9 protein-coding genes and 1 riboswitch are annotated in these 16,026 nt (G+C 42.5%); of the genes, 2 read left to right on the forward strand and 7 right to left on the reverse strand.

The window, feature by feature from the left end; genetic code table 11:
- Nucleotides 1–80: 80 nt before the first annotated feature.
- The 7 genes from mnmA to FXF36_RS14400 form a co-directional block, all read right to left on the reverse strand.
- Nucleotides 81–1,145, reverse strand: coding sequence for a tRNA 2-thiouridine(34) synthase MnmA (gene mnmA / locus FXF36_RS14370; RefSeq protein ID WP_151625263.1), 1,065 nt, complete (start codon nucleotides 1,143–1,145; stop codon nucleotides 81–83).
- A gap of 42 nt (nucleotides 1,146–1,187) precedes the next feature.
- Nucleotides 1,188–2,462 (reverse strand): bifunctional folylpolyglutamate synthase/dihydrofolate synthase, encoded by a 1,275-nt coding sequence (locus tag FXF36_RS14375; RefSeq protein WP_151625265.1) that lies wholly within the window; start codon nucleotides 2,460–2,462, stop codon nucleotides 1,188–1,190.
- Entirely contained in the window at nucleotides 2,455–2,976 is a 522-nt protein-coding gene (locus FXF36_RS14380) for a folate family ECF transporter S component (protein ID WP_151625267.1), read from the reverse strand. Before FXF36_RS14380 ends, FXF36_RS14375 begins: the two co-directional genes overlap by 8 nt.
- Nucleotides 2,977–3,045: 69 nt before the next feature.
- Nucleotides 3,046–3,142: riboswitch (THF riboswitch) on the reverse strand.
- Nucleotides 3,143–3,233: 91 nt separating this feature from the next.
- Nucleotides 3,234–5,348, reverse strand: coding sequence for a SpoIIE family protein phosphatase (locus tag FXF36_RS14385; protein WP_167511402.1), 2,115 nt, complete (start codon nucleotides 5,346–5,348; stop codon nucleotides 3,234–3,236).
- Nucleotides 5,349–5,502: 154 nt separating this feature from the next.
- Nucleotides 5,503–7,167: a bifunctional metallophosphatase/5'-nucleotidase gene (locus FXF36_RS14390; RefSeq protein ID WP_151625271.1), complete on the reverse strand. Its 1,665-nt coding sequence runs from the start codon at nucleotides 7,165–7,167 to the stop codon at nucleotides 5,503–5,505.
- A 128-nt stretch (nucleotides 7,168–7,295) separates the two neighbouring features.
- Nucleotides 7,296–11,177 (reverse strand): endo-1,4-beta-xylanase, encoded by a 3,882-nt coding sequence (locus FXF36_RS14395; RefSeq protein WP_167511403.1) that lies wholly within the window; start codon nucleotides 11,175–11,177, stop codon nucleotides 7,296–7,298.
- 160 nt (nucleotides 11,178–11,337) lie between these two features.
- Nucleotides 11,338–14,250 carry a glycosyl hydrolase 115 family protein gene (locus tag FXF36_RS14400; RefSeq protein WP_151625275.1) on the reverse strand — a complete coding sequence of 971 codons (2,913 nt, stop codon included), beginning with the start codon at nucleotides 14,248–14,250 and terminating at the stop codon, nucleotides 11,338–11,340.
- Nucleotides 14,251–14,489: 239 nt separating this feature from the next.
- On the opposite strand from FXF36_RS14400, the gene FXF36_RS14405 reads away from it, so the two are divergent.
- Complete coding sequence (locus tag FXF36_RS14405) at nucleotides 14,490–15,074, forward strand: RNA polymerase sigma factor (protein ID WP_151625277.1); 585 nt, start codon at nucleotides 14,490–14,492, stop codon at nucleotides 15,072–15,074.
- Nucleotides 15,067–15,834: a hypothetical protein gene (locus FXF36_RS14410; RefSeq protein ID WP_151625279.1), complete on the forward strand. Its 768-nt coding sequence runs from the start codon at nucleotides 15,067–15,069 to the stop codon at nucleotides 15,832–15,834. Before FXF36_RS14405 ends, FXF36_RS14410 begins: the two co-directional genes overlap by 8 nt.
- Nucleotides 15,835–16,026: the final 192 nt, after the last annotated feature.

Here is a 16,026-nt window from a genome sequence, read left to right on the forward strand (position 1 = left end):
ATAAAAGAGGGCAAATGCTCTTATAAAATAAAATTATAGCCTGCTATAAAAAATATTTATAGCAGGCTATTTATTAATTATTAATGTTTTATTATGCCGCCACCAAGGACAACCTCGCCGTCATAGAAAACAGCTGACTGACCTGGGGTAATGGCGCGCTGTGGCTCATCAAAGATAATCTTTGCAGCTGTTGCTCCAACACGCTGAACCTCACATGGCTGTTCTGACATTCTATAGCGTACCTTTGCAGCACACCTGAAGGTCTCAGGCAACTCATCTGGTCCAATCCAGTTGATATTCTCAACATAAACATCTCTTGAGAACAAATCCTCATTCTTACCAAGAACCACCTGATTCTTTTCAGTATCAAGTCTTACAACGTAAAGAGGATATGCTGCCGAAATGCCAAGCCCCTTGCGCTGACCAATTGTATAGCAGACAAGTCCCTTGTGCTTTCCAAGGACCTTCCCCTCCATATCCACGAAATCACCAGGCTCATATTCCTTTCCTGTGAAACGCTTGAGAGCAGAAACATAATCTCCATCAGGGACGAAACAGATATCCTGACTATCCGGCTTATTCGCATTTACGAATTCATGACTCTCAGCAATCTTTCTGATTTCATCCTTTGAGTACTCACCAAGTGGAAAATCTGTATGGGCCAGCTCATCCTGAGTCATTGAATACAGTACATACGACTGATCCTTGCTTGCATCCTTTCCCTTAAGCAACTGGTATCCATTATCGCATTTACGAACTCGAGCATAATGTCCAGTTACAATCTTGTCACAGCCAAGCTCCTTTGCTCTGCGATATAGCTCACAGAACTTCAAATGCTTGTTACACTCGATACAAGGATTCGGTGTCATAGCATGCTCGTAGCAATCGATGAAATTATCGATTACCTTCTCCCTGAACTGCTCCTTGAAATTCCAGGTATAGTGTGGCATGCCAAGCTTTCTTGCAACATCCTTTGCATCCTGCACATCATCAAGAGAACAGCAGGTGCTTGTCTCAGACAAATCCACATCCTCATTGCCGTAAAGCTTCATAGTACAGCCTACACATTCATAATTCTTTTCTTTCATTAAAAGAGCGGCAACACTACTGTCCACGCCGCCGCTCATTGCTATCAGTGCCTTCATAAATCCTCCATTTATGATTAGACTATACCTTCTATATTGCTATCAGTCAACTACCAAACCGCTAGGCAAATACAAGGAGCCAGCTATGCAGACAACTTCAGCCTGCTGAATTACCGAAGATATTCCATCTGCATCCGTCAGCGCTTCTGCTTTGCATCCTCGCGCCTGAATCATCTCTGCCAAGTCCTCAGGCTGCATAGTCCTTTGATTTGGAACTGCTACTGTAAAGACTTGCTCTGCCAAAGGAAGCAATGTATCAAGCATTATATCCACTTCCTTATCCTTTAGGATTCCAAGAATAAAGGTAATCTTTTTATCTGGAAAATATTCTCGCAGGGAGTCTGCCAGAACCTTTGCTCCCTGCCTATTATGCCCACCATCGATAATCACCGGTGGATTATTTTGCAAAAGACTAAAGCGACCGAACCACTCTGTATTTCTGATACCTTCCACAATTGCCTTCTTTGAAATATCATAGCCTGCGCCCCGAAGTTTTTCGGCAGCCATAATTGCTAATGCAGCATTTTTAATCTGATAGGTTCCAAGTAGCTTTGTCTCAAATACCTCATCTCTGTCTTCAAGCTTGAAGCTTTGACCAGACAAAGAGCGTTCTAAAACTGTCGCACTTGGGCAGTAGCTCAACTCTATAGTAAGACCTTCGCATTTTTTCGAAAGTACCTGCTGTACCTCTTCCTCCTGCTGGGCAGAAACTACCACTGTACCAGACTTTATTATACCTGCTTTCTCAGATGCAATCTCTGCCAGGGTGTCTCCAAGAATCGTCATGTGATCATAGCTGATAGGTGTAATCACCGTTACAAGAGGCGAAGGAATCACATTGGTTGTGTCCACTCTTCCACCCAGACTAACCTCCATCACAACGATGTCGCAGCCCATTTCTTTGAAATATAAAAAGGACATTACAGTAAGTATTTCGTACTCGCTTGGATATATACCCTCGCTGGCCAACTGATCATAAGCCGGCTTTATACATGAGAAAATCCTGTTGAAATCCTCATCTGAAATATCATTTCCATTCACCCTGAACATCTCGTTATAAGCATACAAAAAAGGTGAGGTAAATAACCCCACCTTTAAACCTGCCTCTTTGAGAATGGATGCGATAAAAGCTGAAGTTGAACCTTTTCCGTTAGTTCCTGCCACATGTATATATTTCAAGTCCTGATGAGGATTGCCCAGCTTTTTAAGCAGCGCAAGCTCAGCATCCAGCGAAAAGAAATCTGCTGCCCTCTTTCCTCCTGACTTTGGAGGAACGAAATGTGGAAGATTCTTTAAAAACTCAAATCCATTATCCAAAAATCAGCCCTCTGTTTCTGACCTTTTCCACGGCCTTAATCAACACATAAGTAATTGCAATATTGATAGGAAGCATAATCAGTTCCTTTGGCAAACGCATCACTATTGTAGCAATGTAGCCATTCTGGAAATAAAGAAGATTAAGCCAATAGCTGTTCAATATTATTCCAACGACCACCATGTGAATTGTCTGTGCCACTGCGATTCTAGGCAATGTAAATCTTCTGCCGTGAAGCACCAAACCATAAATTATTCCCGATACGGCTGAGCTCACCGTAAATCCAGGAAAGAATGGACCTGTTGGCTTCACCAGATATCCTCCGATATCAACCAACGCCCCTACAACTGCGCCCACGCCAGGGCCGAATAGCATACCAGCCAAACAGATAGGCATCGAGCCAAATCTGATTTCAATAAACTGGTTCACGGGGATTTTGAAAAATCCCAATACTATACCGATAGCGGTAAGCATAGCTGCAACAGTAAGTGTCTTTGTGTCTCTAAGTTTCTTCATAAAAAATGCACCTCCTTTGCAGTTCCGTTTGCCTACAATGGAGGTGCATCTAAAATACAACTCTTATGTAGCAGCGGGATGCGACCATAAAACCGCGGTTTTACCCTTCGTCCAAATGACAACTCCCTGTTCACCTGGCACTTAACGCTTTACAGTCTACTCTGCATTTGTTTTCTCGAATATAATAGTTGACCTTTCCCGCAATTGCAATAGCTTTTCGCAAATAAATCACAATAAATTCTCCCCGCCGCGTGGTGTCAGTGGTACTCGACGCACATCATGGTAAGGTCGTCGAATTGCTCTGCTTCCTTTACGAAAGCATTTACGTCGTTGTGTACGATGGTGACTATATCCTGTGGCGATGCATCAGGGTTTTGGTTGAGGGCTTCAATCATACGGCTGGTGCCATACATTTTGACATCGGCATCGGTGGCTTCTGGAACGCCATCGGTGTATAGGAATATCTTGTCTCCATGATTAAGAAGGATTTCATATTCCTTGTAGCGTATGCCCTCCATTCCTCCAATGACCAAACCGTGCTTGTCCTTGAACAATTCGAAGGCACCGTCAGCCCTTTTGAGAGCTGGATATTCGTGACCTGCATTTGCGCAGGTAAGCTTTCCACTTGATATTTCAAGGATTCCAAACCATACAGTGACAAACATGTCAGTCTGATTGTTAGCCGAAAGTGCTTCGTTGGCCTTTGTCAGGGTCTCGCCTGCCGACTTTCCAAGCATCGCACAGCTCTGTAGTATGGTCTTTGAAATCATCATAAACAGTGCAGCTGGAATTCCCTTTCCTGATACGTCAGCCATGACAAGTCCTAAATGATCTTCGTCAATCAGGAAGTAATCATAGAAATCGCCGCCAACCTTTCTTGCAGGAGTCATGGTTGCAAAAATATCAAACTCATCCCTGTCAGGGAATGGTGGAAAATCATGAGGGAGCATACCAAGCTGAATTTTGGTGGCCAGGGTGAGCTCCGTGCCTATCCTCTCCTTCTCAGCTGTGGCATTCTTAATATCCACGATGTATTCCTTCATTCTCTCTGTCATTAGTCCGAAGGAATTTGCAAGCTTCTGAACCTCATCACCAGTGTTCTTGTTCCACTGGAAATCAAGTTGATCACCATCCAGATTCTCGACCTTGTAGGTAAGCTCTTCTATAGGCTCAACCAAATGGTTGCTAAGAATATTAGTTGTCACTGCAACAGCTATACCTATGATAATAATCAACATAATAATTGTGAGAAATGATGCTCCGATTGTGGCCTGAACATCATGCATCTCTTTCAAGTGATTGTCCTTCAGTGATGCTAAAAGGCTTTCGTTAGGAGCAAGAACAAGTTCTTCTGGAACAATTGATATCAGGGTCCAGCCAACTGTTTCTATCGGATAGTAGGCCACGAAGCTTCGAACGCCATTGACGTCCATGTGTGCCAGACCATCCTTGCCTTCTGAGGCTCTGTTTACAATATCGTTGAAGCCAACAGAATCCCCCTTATCTCCTAGTACTGATTCCCTCTGAAGTTCTCCTTCATTACTTGATGAGAAAAGAATTTTACCTGATCTATCTATTACACAGGAGGTTCCAGCATCGCTGATTCTGGCATTCATCATCATGGACTCAATTCCTTCAAGATAAAGTCCAGCGCCTGCTACGCCCACGAAGTCATCTTCCTTGTATATTGGAGCTCCACACATAATGGCAAGCCTTCCTGTATCATAGTCAGGGGTAACCTCTGCGTAGTACGCACTTTCAGTTTCCTTTGCTCCTATGTACCAAGGTCGTTTTCTGGCATCCAAATGCGAATAATTACCATCTGCATCCCATCGCTCTTCAAGCACTGGACCTGCAAGAAACATAAGGCCAGTCTCTGTACCGATGCTTACCGCGCCAAGCTCCGGATACTGCTCGTACATTGCAAGCATACTACCTTCCAGATTGCCAATCATATATAACTCTTCTAAAACCGCAGCATCTGTAGGATTTACGTCCTCCGCATATACGAATTGCCCCATGATTCTTCCTAGATCAGATTTCTCCAGAGGCTCGATTTTGGCCCTTCCGTACTTATCTGGATTGCTGTAAATCTCGGTTGCCGAATCGGCAATCATTTCAACAGATCCTGCAAAATTTCTGAAGGTTTCATTCATTACGTATGCGCAACCCATTGTGGTGGCGGTAAGCTGCTCCGTAACTGCATCGCGCATGGCTTTATCAGTGTACTGCTCAACCTGAGTCTCAGAATTTTCAGAGTTATCAAGCAGTATCCTTTTGACCCTGTTTGTAATATAAAATGTGATGATAACAAACATAACAAGAAGTAACGATGACACTATCATCATTATTCTCATCACCTTTTTCTTCATAAAGCATACTCCTGCTATACATAATTGAGAATCAACATAAATTCCCTCAATTTTTATTCTAATTAAAACACAGCTAATTACCATACAAGACACAGAATAGTCACAAAAAAGGAACTGACATTGCTGTCAGCTCCTTCCTGCTTTAAATATTTAATTACTTAAGTGTAATATTTCCCTTTACTTCACCATAGTCTGAAGCCTTAACCCTGCCGCCAAGCTGAGTGTTAACGTAATCCATAACAGCCTCATCCATTACAATACCTGTGTCAAACTGGTTTACTGCGCTACCAAATGCGTAGTATGTGTCACCACCTGCTGCAACGAAGTTGTTTGTAACAACTGCATATGTGTCATCAGCCTTGAATGGCTTTCCGTTGATGCTCTGGATTGTAACACGGTTAATTGAAGCTGGCTTATAGTATGTAGAATCTGGATAAGCCTCTCCCTGAGCAAATGGAACCTTTGTATCTACAGTAAACTTAATTCCAGAAACCTGTGGGAATCCACCAACAGCATCTGGTGTGCAATATGTACTTGCTTCAAGTGCCTCAAGGAGCACTGAACCCTTTACATAAATAACTGCAACTGTGTTTCCGAATGGAAGAACTGTATTAATGTCCTTCTTTGTAACTGAACCAGCGTTGATAGAAGCACGGATACCACCACCATTTGTGATAGCAACTACGTGATCCTCAGGAACAGTTAAAGCACCTTTTTCCTTAGTAACGCTCCACTTAAGACCATCAGCAATTAAATCACCAAGGTTTGTCTCCTCTGTTCTAACACCAGGAGCCTTCTTACCATTGAGATCAATGTCAGACTTTGCAAGCTCAACACTGTACTCAGCATCAACTAAATCTGTAATTGTCTTTGAAACTGCCTCAACACCTTCATCCTTAAGAACGCCATCATCAAGCTTTACAAGATACTTGCTCTCTACCTTCTTTGTAGCGTTGTCGATAACTACTACACCAGCGTACTCAAGCTTTGTACCTGTAGAAGTAACAGCCTCGCCATTCTCACCCTCTGTCATTACTGTATGTGAGTGTCCATCGAGGAAAAGATCAATGCCTGTTGTGTTAGCAAGTAAATCTGTACTTCTGTGTCCATCAGCAGCAGACTCAGCATCAACACCAAGATGTCCTAAGCAAATAACCAAGTCAACGCCCTGAGCCTTGAGTGCATCAATCTGTGTCTGAGCTGAAGTATAAAGCTCTGACTTAGATGCAAACTTGATGCCCTTAATAAGAGCTGGGTTAACCTTTGTCTGTGTCTCAGGTGTCTCTAATCCGATGAAACCAATCTTAAGTCCTGATGCTGTTGTTGCAACATAAGTAGGATCAAGAATTGGGTTACCCTTCTTGTCAAAAACATTTGCACAGATTACCTTGAAGTGAGCTCTTGCAAGATTTGTCTTGAGCTGCTCATAACCGTAATCAAATTCATGATTTCCAAGTGTAGCAATGTCATAACCTGCTGCATTCATCATAGTTACAGCGTATAAGCCCTTTGTTGTGCTTACATAAGCTGTACCCTGGCTGAAATCACCGATGTCTGCAAGAATAACTTCTGCGCCTCTTGCTCTGATTTCATTTCTGAGAGCTGCTACCTGTGAGTACTTGTCAATCTGACCGTGAACATCGTTTGTGTGAACGATTACAGTCTTTCCTTCAAAGCTCTTTGGAAGCTCTGCAACCGACTTAACATCTGCCTTTGTCTCAGCAGCGTAAGCCTTCACTGGCATGAATCCCATAGTAACAACCATGGCAAGTGCCAGCACGAGAGTGATTACTCTCTTGAATCCTTGTAACTTTTTCATAAATTACCTCCTTTGGTTTTTGGGTCAATATACCCCATCCATCTCATATTATATCTAAATTTATATAAAAAAAACAGGTCCCACGGGTGAATGGGACCTGAAAAAACTGATTATTTTTTATAAAATTTTTATCTAACAGAAACTACTACAACTCTGTGTCCGAAGAATGGATCTGTTCCTTCAACAGTTGCAAGACCAACGCCAAGCCACTTGCTGTAAGTTACCATCCAAGCATTGTAGTCCTTGCCTACCTGAAGCTTAACTACTGTGCCCTTCTTTACGCCGAAGTAAGAAGCCTCGTCGTTCTTGTTAACCTTGTACTCAAGATTCAAAGTGACGACATTTCTCTTCTCATCCCACTTAACGTATCTAGACTTAAGATTTGCTGAAAGGATGTGTACCTGTGCATCAGCGATAACATCAAGTGCAACCTCCTTCTCGCCTGTGAAGTTTGTGCTGTTAGCTCTAACTACTGCATAGTACTGGCCATCGCCGTTTGAAGCGTATGCTGGAAGCTGCTTCATCTCCTTGCCGTCCTTGCCAAGCTTGTAAGTGATTACATAATCATTCTTAGAAACCTTCTTACCATTGAACTTAACAGTAACGTTTGGAGTTGTAGCCTTTGACTTCTCCTTAAGGTTCTTTGGAGCTGTGAACTCAAAGCCTTCTCCTGCGAAATCAGCTGCTGCAATTGTAAAGTTAGCCTTAAGCTCGCCTTCATACTCGCCCTTAAGCTTAACGATTACAGTTGGAAGATTCTCATCAAAGTCATCTCCCATACCTGTGCTAACCTTTGTAGCTGCGTTCTTGTTGTTTTTGTAAGATACCTTGTAATCAATTCCCTTAACAAGTGTCTTGTCGCCAACAACTACAACTACCTCTGGCTTAAGTGCCTTTCCTGTATAAACAACATCCTCAATAACTGAGATTGTTGGTACTTCCTCAACTGGCTCCTCTGGCTCAACCTCAGCATCAACAAGTGTAACCTCGCCGAATACTCTTGGTGCACTCCAGCCGTTGCCTGTCTCATCGTACCATGTTCTTGTACCAATACGTCCGCCATCAGCACCATCATTAATCTGAAGATCAAGACCGATTGCCTGACCAACCTCTGGTGTGATATCTGTCCATGCAAATGATGCCTCAACCATGTAGCCATCATCTGTTAATGTAACAGCGTGCTCGCAATTCTCCTCAAGGCACTTTGTACCATTGAAGCTTGTCTCATTTAAGTAGTTAATTCTGTACTGCTTGTCGTCATCCTCAAAAGCGTCTGACTTATTATTGTTCTCATCGATGAATACCTCAACAGAATCCTTCTCGTGAACAGCGCTAGCTGATGCATCAAGAACAGAATCCTTTACGTTCATAAGAACATAGAGCTTGCTCTCATCCCAAAGAACCTTAGCTGAAGCTGTAGCATTTGGATGTGAGCCACCTGTGATTGTGAGCTCAACATCCTTTGCATTTGCCCAAACATCATCAACCTCACCATCAACAACTGGTGTACCCTTTACAACTGACATGTAAGGCTTGCAAAGTGCCTTGGCGAAGTACTTGCTTCCCTCATCCTGTGTAAGTCGAAGGTTGTTGAATGCATGCTGGCCATCCTCATCTGTAACAACAACATCAAGTGCAAACTTAGAAGAGGTAACGAACTCCTCTGCGCCCTCAAGCTCAAGTACGCACTCTCCATTTTCATCAACAGCTGCCTCAGTTGTCTTAACCTCAGCACCGTCTTCCATTGCCTGAGCAAAATCTACATAAAGCTTAACACTCTGAGCACCTGGTGCCTTAACCTTAACAGCAACCTTGTTCTTGTCCCAAACAGGGACGAAGCTGTAATCTGTGCCTTCAATCTTTGCCTGCTTGCCGTGAGCGAAGATATCGCTGCCTGAAGCCTGAACTACTGTGATAGACTTGATTGCAGGCTCAAGCTTGCTTGGATCAACAAATGCCCAGTAAGCTGGCTTAGCCTTGTAATCGCCGTCGAAAAGAAGTGGAACCTGCTTCTGTCTGCCGTTTGCTCCGCCACCAACACTGCTGCTTGTCTGAAGCCATGAGTTAGGATCGATAACGCCCCAAACTGTGATGTTGTTTACATCGATACCTGGCTCAGCGTCGATTTCCTTATAAGCATCAAATACATCCTTATATCTGTAAGCTTCCTTTGTGTACTCAGCTGAAAGCTCAGCATCTGTGCCACCGAAGTCTGAGCTGCACTTGAAGTCAAGCTCTGTAACCTGGATTGTACCAACAATCTTACCGTATCTAATACCACAGTTGATAATCTGCTGCTTAGATGGTGATTGCATATTGTGGTGTCCCTGCATACCGAAGCCTGTGATTCTTGTAGGAAGAACTGAATCCTTCTCATGCTTCTTTACGCTTTCAAGTAACTGCGCGATTGCATCTGGCTTGTTGCCTGAGCACTCGTTATAGTCATTGTAGTATAACTCAAGGTTATCCTGGCCCATCTCATGCGCATAGTAGTTTGCAAATCTAAATGCATTAAGAATGTACTCAGGTGCATCCTCTGAGCTTCCAATACCATAAATTCTAGCCCAGTTTGATCTTTCACTAGGATCTGCACTTCTGTATGTGCCAGAGCCATCAGAGCATGCCTCATTTACAACATCCCATCCATAGAACATATCCTTGTACTCTGATGAGAATACATGCTCAAATACACTCTTAATGAACCACTCGTGACGAAGAGTCATCTCCTCTGGAGATACCCAATCACCATTTGGATCATAGTTCTCCTTGAAGAACCATTCTGGTGTCTGTGAGTGCCATGTAAGAACGTGACCTCTTACCTTTATCTGGTCATCTGGATTTTCATCGTTCCAATCCTTAATTGCATCAAGCATCTTCTCAGCACGTGAGAAATTAAGAGTAGGAACCTTCATGTTCTCGTGAGTAACACCCTTTGAATCTGTCCATGTCTCCTCAACAATCATGCCCTCTGAAGGCTTGTCATTCTGATAGTTGAAAAGAGCATCTGGCTTAAACTCGTTTCCAAATGTAACGGCATTGAAGTGCTTCTCAACAAGGTCCATAAGTGTCTTGTCAGAAATCTCTGAAAGCATGATAGCTGCACCTGTGTAAGAATTCTTTCCAATACCCTTTGTAGATGAAACATAGTCCTTTAAATCAGGAATGTCTCTCTCGATTGACTTCTCTTCAACCTCTTCCTCAACCTCAGATGGCTTTGGGAAATCAGCTTCCTCTCCAACGAGAGTTAAAGTAATGCTACTGATTGTATAAGATGTTGAACCGTCAGCTGTTGTCATTAAGCCGATTCCGTCGAAATCAGCCTTATCTGTATTTTCAATAACATTTGTTCCGTAAGCTGGCTTAACTTCTTCGCCTTCATTACGAAGCTTTACAGTAAACCTCTGAACATCACCCTTCTTGATGTTTACCTTAACAGCCTTAACCTGCTTACCTTTAATCCCCTCTGGTAAACCTAAAACCTTTTCAGCATACTGTCCGCTGTAAGAAATCTTAAAAGCGCCGCCCTTGACAGTTACTTCTGTACCCCATGAGCCGCCTTTGCTGTAATCCTTGTCGAAATCAATCATTGGATATGTGATTTCACACTCCTGATCTTCTTCCTCTTCAGATTCCTCTTTATCTTTGTCAGATTCATCTTCCTTGTCAGCATCGTCCTTTGATTCCTCATCCTCAGACTCATCCCTCTTTGAATCCTTCTTTTCAGAGTCCTCGTCCTTAGAATCCTTTGAGTCTTTTGAATCCTCTGATTTTTCTTCTGACTTAGAATTTTCCTCTGTCTTCTCTTCCTTGTCCTCCTTGCTGTCCTTTGAAGATTCCTTAGACTCCTCGCTGGTTTCAGCATCTTCAGACTCAGAAGCTTCTTCCACTGTCTCCTCAGTAGCTACATCAGTAGCCTCAGTTGCGTTGACTGTAGGAGGCACAACAGTGGTTGCCATCATTGCAGAAATAGCAACAACGGAAAGACACTTGTAAAGCCTTCTTTTTACCATACCCATATATTCTCCTTCTTTTTAATGTAAAGACACCGCGGTAAGGCTATTTTAACATTCAAAGGAGACGTAAAAAGGGGGATAAACTATATGTTTATCCCCTACAAAGTTTCAACCGATGCATATTCGACAATTATTGATAATTTATGGCTTTTCTTGCCTAATTCTTGCCCTTGTATAATACACTTTCCTTTGGTCCAAGATAAGATTTTCTTATCTCAGTTCCATCCTTCCAAAGTACAAGCTTTTCAATAACCACAGCTGGGTCAATGGCTGTCAGCTTAATTTCGTTAAGTCCCTTCTTCAGCCTAAGCTTGCAGCTTCCAATGTGAATCTGATCAAGCACACCCTTTCTCCAGCTTTCAGACTTCCATGGGTCAAAGCCTTTTTCTGGTATCGTATTTACGATATTTCTAGGATTATTATTTACTGCAACACCAAGTTCAAGCTTTCCTCTATAAACAACTGGATTAGAAGCTGCTGCATAAATATGACAGGTAAACTCTGCATCCTCTTCTGAGAATACATTATAGATAAGCGCTGGCGCATCTTCCTCTTTATCAAATCTGATATTCTGAGGATATGCCTTCATTCCGCTTTCTGTCTTGCCGTAGTCCTTAATCTCCTTATACTCAGCAACAGCTGAAGGAATTGCTTTGCTGAAGTGACCTGCCTCAATTGAAATACATCCATCAGCCTCAAGGAAGCATTGCTCATTTGTCTCAGATAAATCCAAATCTGTTACGTTTACCTGAATCTCTACCATGGTAATGCTGCCACCGTTTTCTGACTCATCAGCAACAACCTCGCAGTCATCTCCGTATATACGAATCATGGTTGAAGAACTGTTATCCCACTTATCTCTGAGAACCTTCACATAATATACGATAGAATTATCAATCACTGCTGCTTCATTCTTCTTGATAGGATTATCATCGTACTCGCTCTTTATCTCAAGCCAATCGCCATCCCAGTCAATGTGGTAATGAAGCTCCTTCTCGCCACCATTTCCAATTTCAATGCCAGCCTCTGGTCTTGACTGGAAGCAAAGTGGCAACTGAAGAACATGTCTTGTCCATCTGTGTGCCCCAGTGAAATCCTCTCTGTCAGCGATGCTTACCATAAGTCTACTGTCTCTCACTGGATTGTAATACTGGCATACTGGATACTGACACTGCTCATCATTCCAATTCGTAAATCCGATATGGTAAACAGACTGCATGTGATTCCACTTACCATTGTTTCTTGTATGATACTCATCCACCAGCTTGCGCTCATAGTTAATATTGCTTCTAATCACATCAGCATATTCATTGGCTATCTTCTTGCCCTGTCTGATGTAATTTGCATTGATGCTGGCAGAAATCTGCATGTTGTTGATTGCTCCTACTGACTTAACTGGGTAATAAATCAGCTGATAGAAGCACTCCTCAAGCTCTGTTGCCTTCACCTTATCAAACAGTGTGTCCGCATCAAAATTCATATCGCATATACGATCTAACATTTCAAAGGCTTCATTCTCGTGAACAGCATGATAAGTATCTGGACGAAGGGCCTCAGGTCTACGCTTTGCATTCAAGCCAACATACTGATTAATGAGCTTCGCTCCCTGAACTGCAACCTCCTTATCAAATCCAAGATTCTTAAGCCAGTTCTCCGTATATACAGTTGTCTGGTTGATTGCTGATGTGCCCCACTTATCAAAGTCATAAGCCAAATCAAGGAAATAGCTAAGTGGTAACTCCTGATTCTTAATATCACCTACGTTCACAATCCATGCGGAACGTACACCGTAATCATAGGCCATTGTCATCTGCTCCCACACCTTTGAAAGAGGTGATGAGTTGATCCAAAGATATGACACTGGCTCACCGAAATAATCAAAGTGATAATACATTCCAAAGCCACCTGACTTTTTGCGCAGGTCATCATCTGGAAGTGTTCTGACGTTTGCAAAATTATCATCACAAAGCATCATAATATCATTATCAAGGGCATCCCAATCCTTCAGACCCTTTGTGGTCTCGTCACCGTAATAGTAATCCTCCACCTCTTTATAAAGAGCAAGAAGTTGTGGATGCTCAGAAGGTGCATACTTTGCGATTAACTCCTTCTGCTTAGTGATGGCTGACTTTAAAACATTTATATTATCTTCAAGAGTAGCATCTGCTGGCATAAGATAAGAATCGTTCTCGCCACGCATACCAATTGTAATCAGATTCTCAAAATCCTTGTTACGAATCAGGCCATCCTTCCAAAATTCTGTAATGCCTTCTGCATTTGAAAGGAAGCTCCAATCCTCGCCATACTGAGGATTGTCATGACGAAGTCGCTGGAATTCCTGCCCAGAACGGCAGCAAGGCTCATGATGAGACGCTCCAACAATAACGCCCATCTCATTTGCCAGTTCCGCATTTGCGAAGTAATCCAATGTAAAATCTGAACGCCACATAGCAGGCCAGATATAGTTTCCTTTTAATCTAAGAAGTAGCTCAAAAATCTTCTCATAAAGAATTGGACAAGGACTTATGCTGCCATAATTTTCCTTAGCCCACTCTCCAAGGCAAGGCTGTTCATCATTTATAAAGAAACCTCTGTATCGCACTGATGGTTCCTTTGATACCACACAGATATCTTTATCGAAAACAACTTCGGAACGTCTCTTCACAGTTGCATCTGCCCAATAATACCAAGGTGAAACCCCCATCTTCTCTGAAAGATTAAACATTCCATAGGTAGCACCGCGCTTATCGCTTCCGATTATGGCAAGAATCTTCTGAGTGGCATCTGCAGGATTTCTGAACATGAAAATGCCATATACCTCACGCTTTCCCTTTATCTCTGAAACGTCTATCGCATTTACGAATTGGTTATTTACAGCCTCGCTCTCAGCTAGGCCAACATAAATAACATACTTGCTATCACCTGGAAGCTCCTCCACTATCTCTGGCTTTCTTCCAGTAACACGCTTTATATCCTCTGCGAATATCTCAGTCATTTTCTTCATTCCATGAACGCCATTATCATCAAGCACTATCGTAGCCAGGCTTCCATCTTTAAATAATTCAAACATTTTCTCTTCTCCTTATACAAGGCTTCCCCATAATTTCAACTATCCTAGATTTTATCAATTCCTTGCTTTCCACACAGTATAATTCTTTACCTATTAAGCGCAAAAACTTGTATACTACTATTCCTCATATCTAATAATCTGTTTCTAAATATGATAATATGAAAATAAATTATTTCACCTGCAACATTTTCCAGTCCTAAGTTGTATCCATATTAGAGCGAACAAAAGAAAGGAACATCATGGATTACAGTATTAAACTTGAAGACAGCTTCAGCATCAAAGACTTCTTTCTAAAACTCTATTATGCTGTCATCAATAATATAAAAAGTGACTCCATAGATAGGGCTGAACTGAACTCTATTGCTGAGCAAATTTTGAAGGACTATGGCAATGACATTCTTCGTTTTGCCTACTCCTACCTTCACAATATGGAAGATAGCGAGGAAATTGTGCAGGAAACTCTGATTCAATATCTGAAAACAGCACCTTCCTTCGAAAATGAGGCCCACAAAAAAAGCTGGTGCATGACGGTTGCTGCAAATCTTGCAAAAAACAAAATCAAATACAACCGCATTCGCCAGACTGATGAGCTAATGGAAGAATTAGTTGCCGAGGAACGTGAAGATTTATCCTTCCTGTGGCAGGCAGTAAAAGAGCTTCCTGAAAACTATAGCGAGGTAATTCACCTCTACTACTATGAGGGCTATTCCACCGCTGACGTTGCAAAGCTCTTAGAAATGAAGGAATCTACAGTCCGTTCAAACTTAAAACGTGGTCGTGAGAAGCTCAAAGAAATTCTAAAGGAGGCGTATGATTTTGAGTAAGAAATATGATGAAGTTATGGATAGAATTTCACTTTCAGATGAATCGAGGGAAAGAATAATGAATAACATAAAGAAATTCGGTGATGATTCTAATATCATCCGATTTACCAATTGGAAGAAATACACTGCAATTGCCGCAGCGCTGGCAGTTGTGGTAGTAGGAGGAAGTGTAATTTACATGCAAAGTAATGTTTCAAAGCAAATGGATGGTTCAACATATCTTTTAGACTCCGCGTACGAATCTGCGACAGAGGAAGCTGCTGAACCAGATGTAGCTGGTGGAACAAAAGGAGCTCCAAGTAATGATGGAGCCTTCAAAACTGAAGAAGCCACAGAAGGAGAATATGATATCTCTACTACAATTGCAAATCCAATCGTTGAATATAATTCATTGAAAGAACTGTGCGATGCTGCCGGCTTTGAAATCAAAGAGCTTGATAATCTTCCATTTAAGATTACCTCAACCAGCTACACTCTCATTGCAGGCGAGACTGCACAAATCATCTACTATGGTGAAGGCGACAATGAAATCTGCTACCGCAAAGCCCTTGGCTCTGAAGACATCAGCGGTGACTATAACACCTACAATTATCAGGACACCCTCGAAGTAAACGGCAACACCATCACCCTCAAAGGCACCGAAGCCAACCTCTTCAACCTCGCCCTGTGGCAAGATAGCACCTACACATATTCCCTTTACGTCACACCAAACTGCTCCCGCGACGTATACGAAAATATGATTTCGTCAATAGTTGAATAAACAAAAAGCGACCCCAATAATCTAGGCAAGCGCGAGCAGGGAAGCATCATGCCAAGCATGGGAGGGACCTACACCGGGCGGGACAGGGGTAATATTTTCCGAGCTTAGCGATGGAAAATGTTGCCCTAGTAAGCGAAGCTTACATTTCTTAGGGGCCCATGCTTGAGTATGAGGGGTGCCCTGCGGGAGCAC

It is taken from the genome of Pseudobutyrivibrio xylanivorans, assembly GCF_008935055.1.
GTDB lineage: Bacteria > Bacillota > Clostridia > Lachnospirales > Lachnospiraceae > Pseudobutyrivibrio > Pseudobutyrivibrio xylanivorans_A.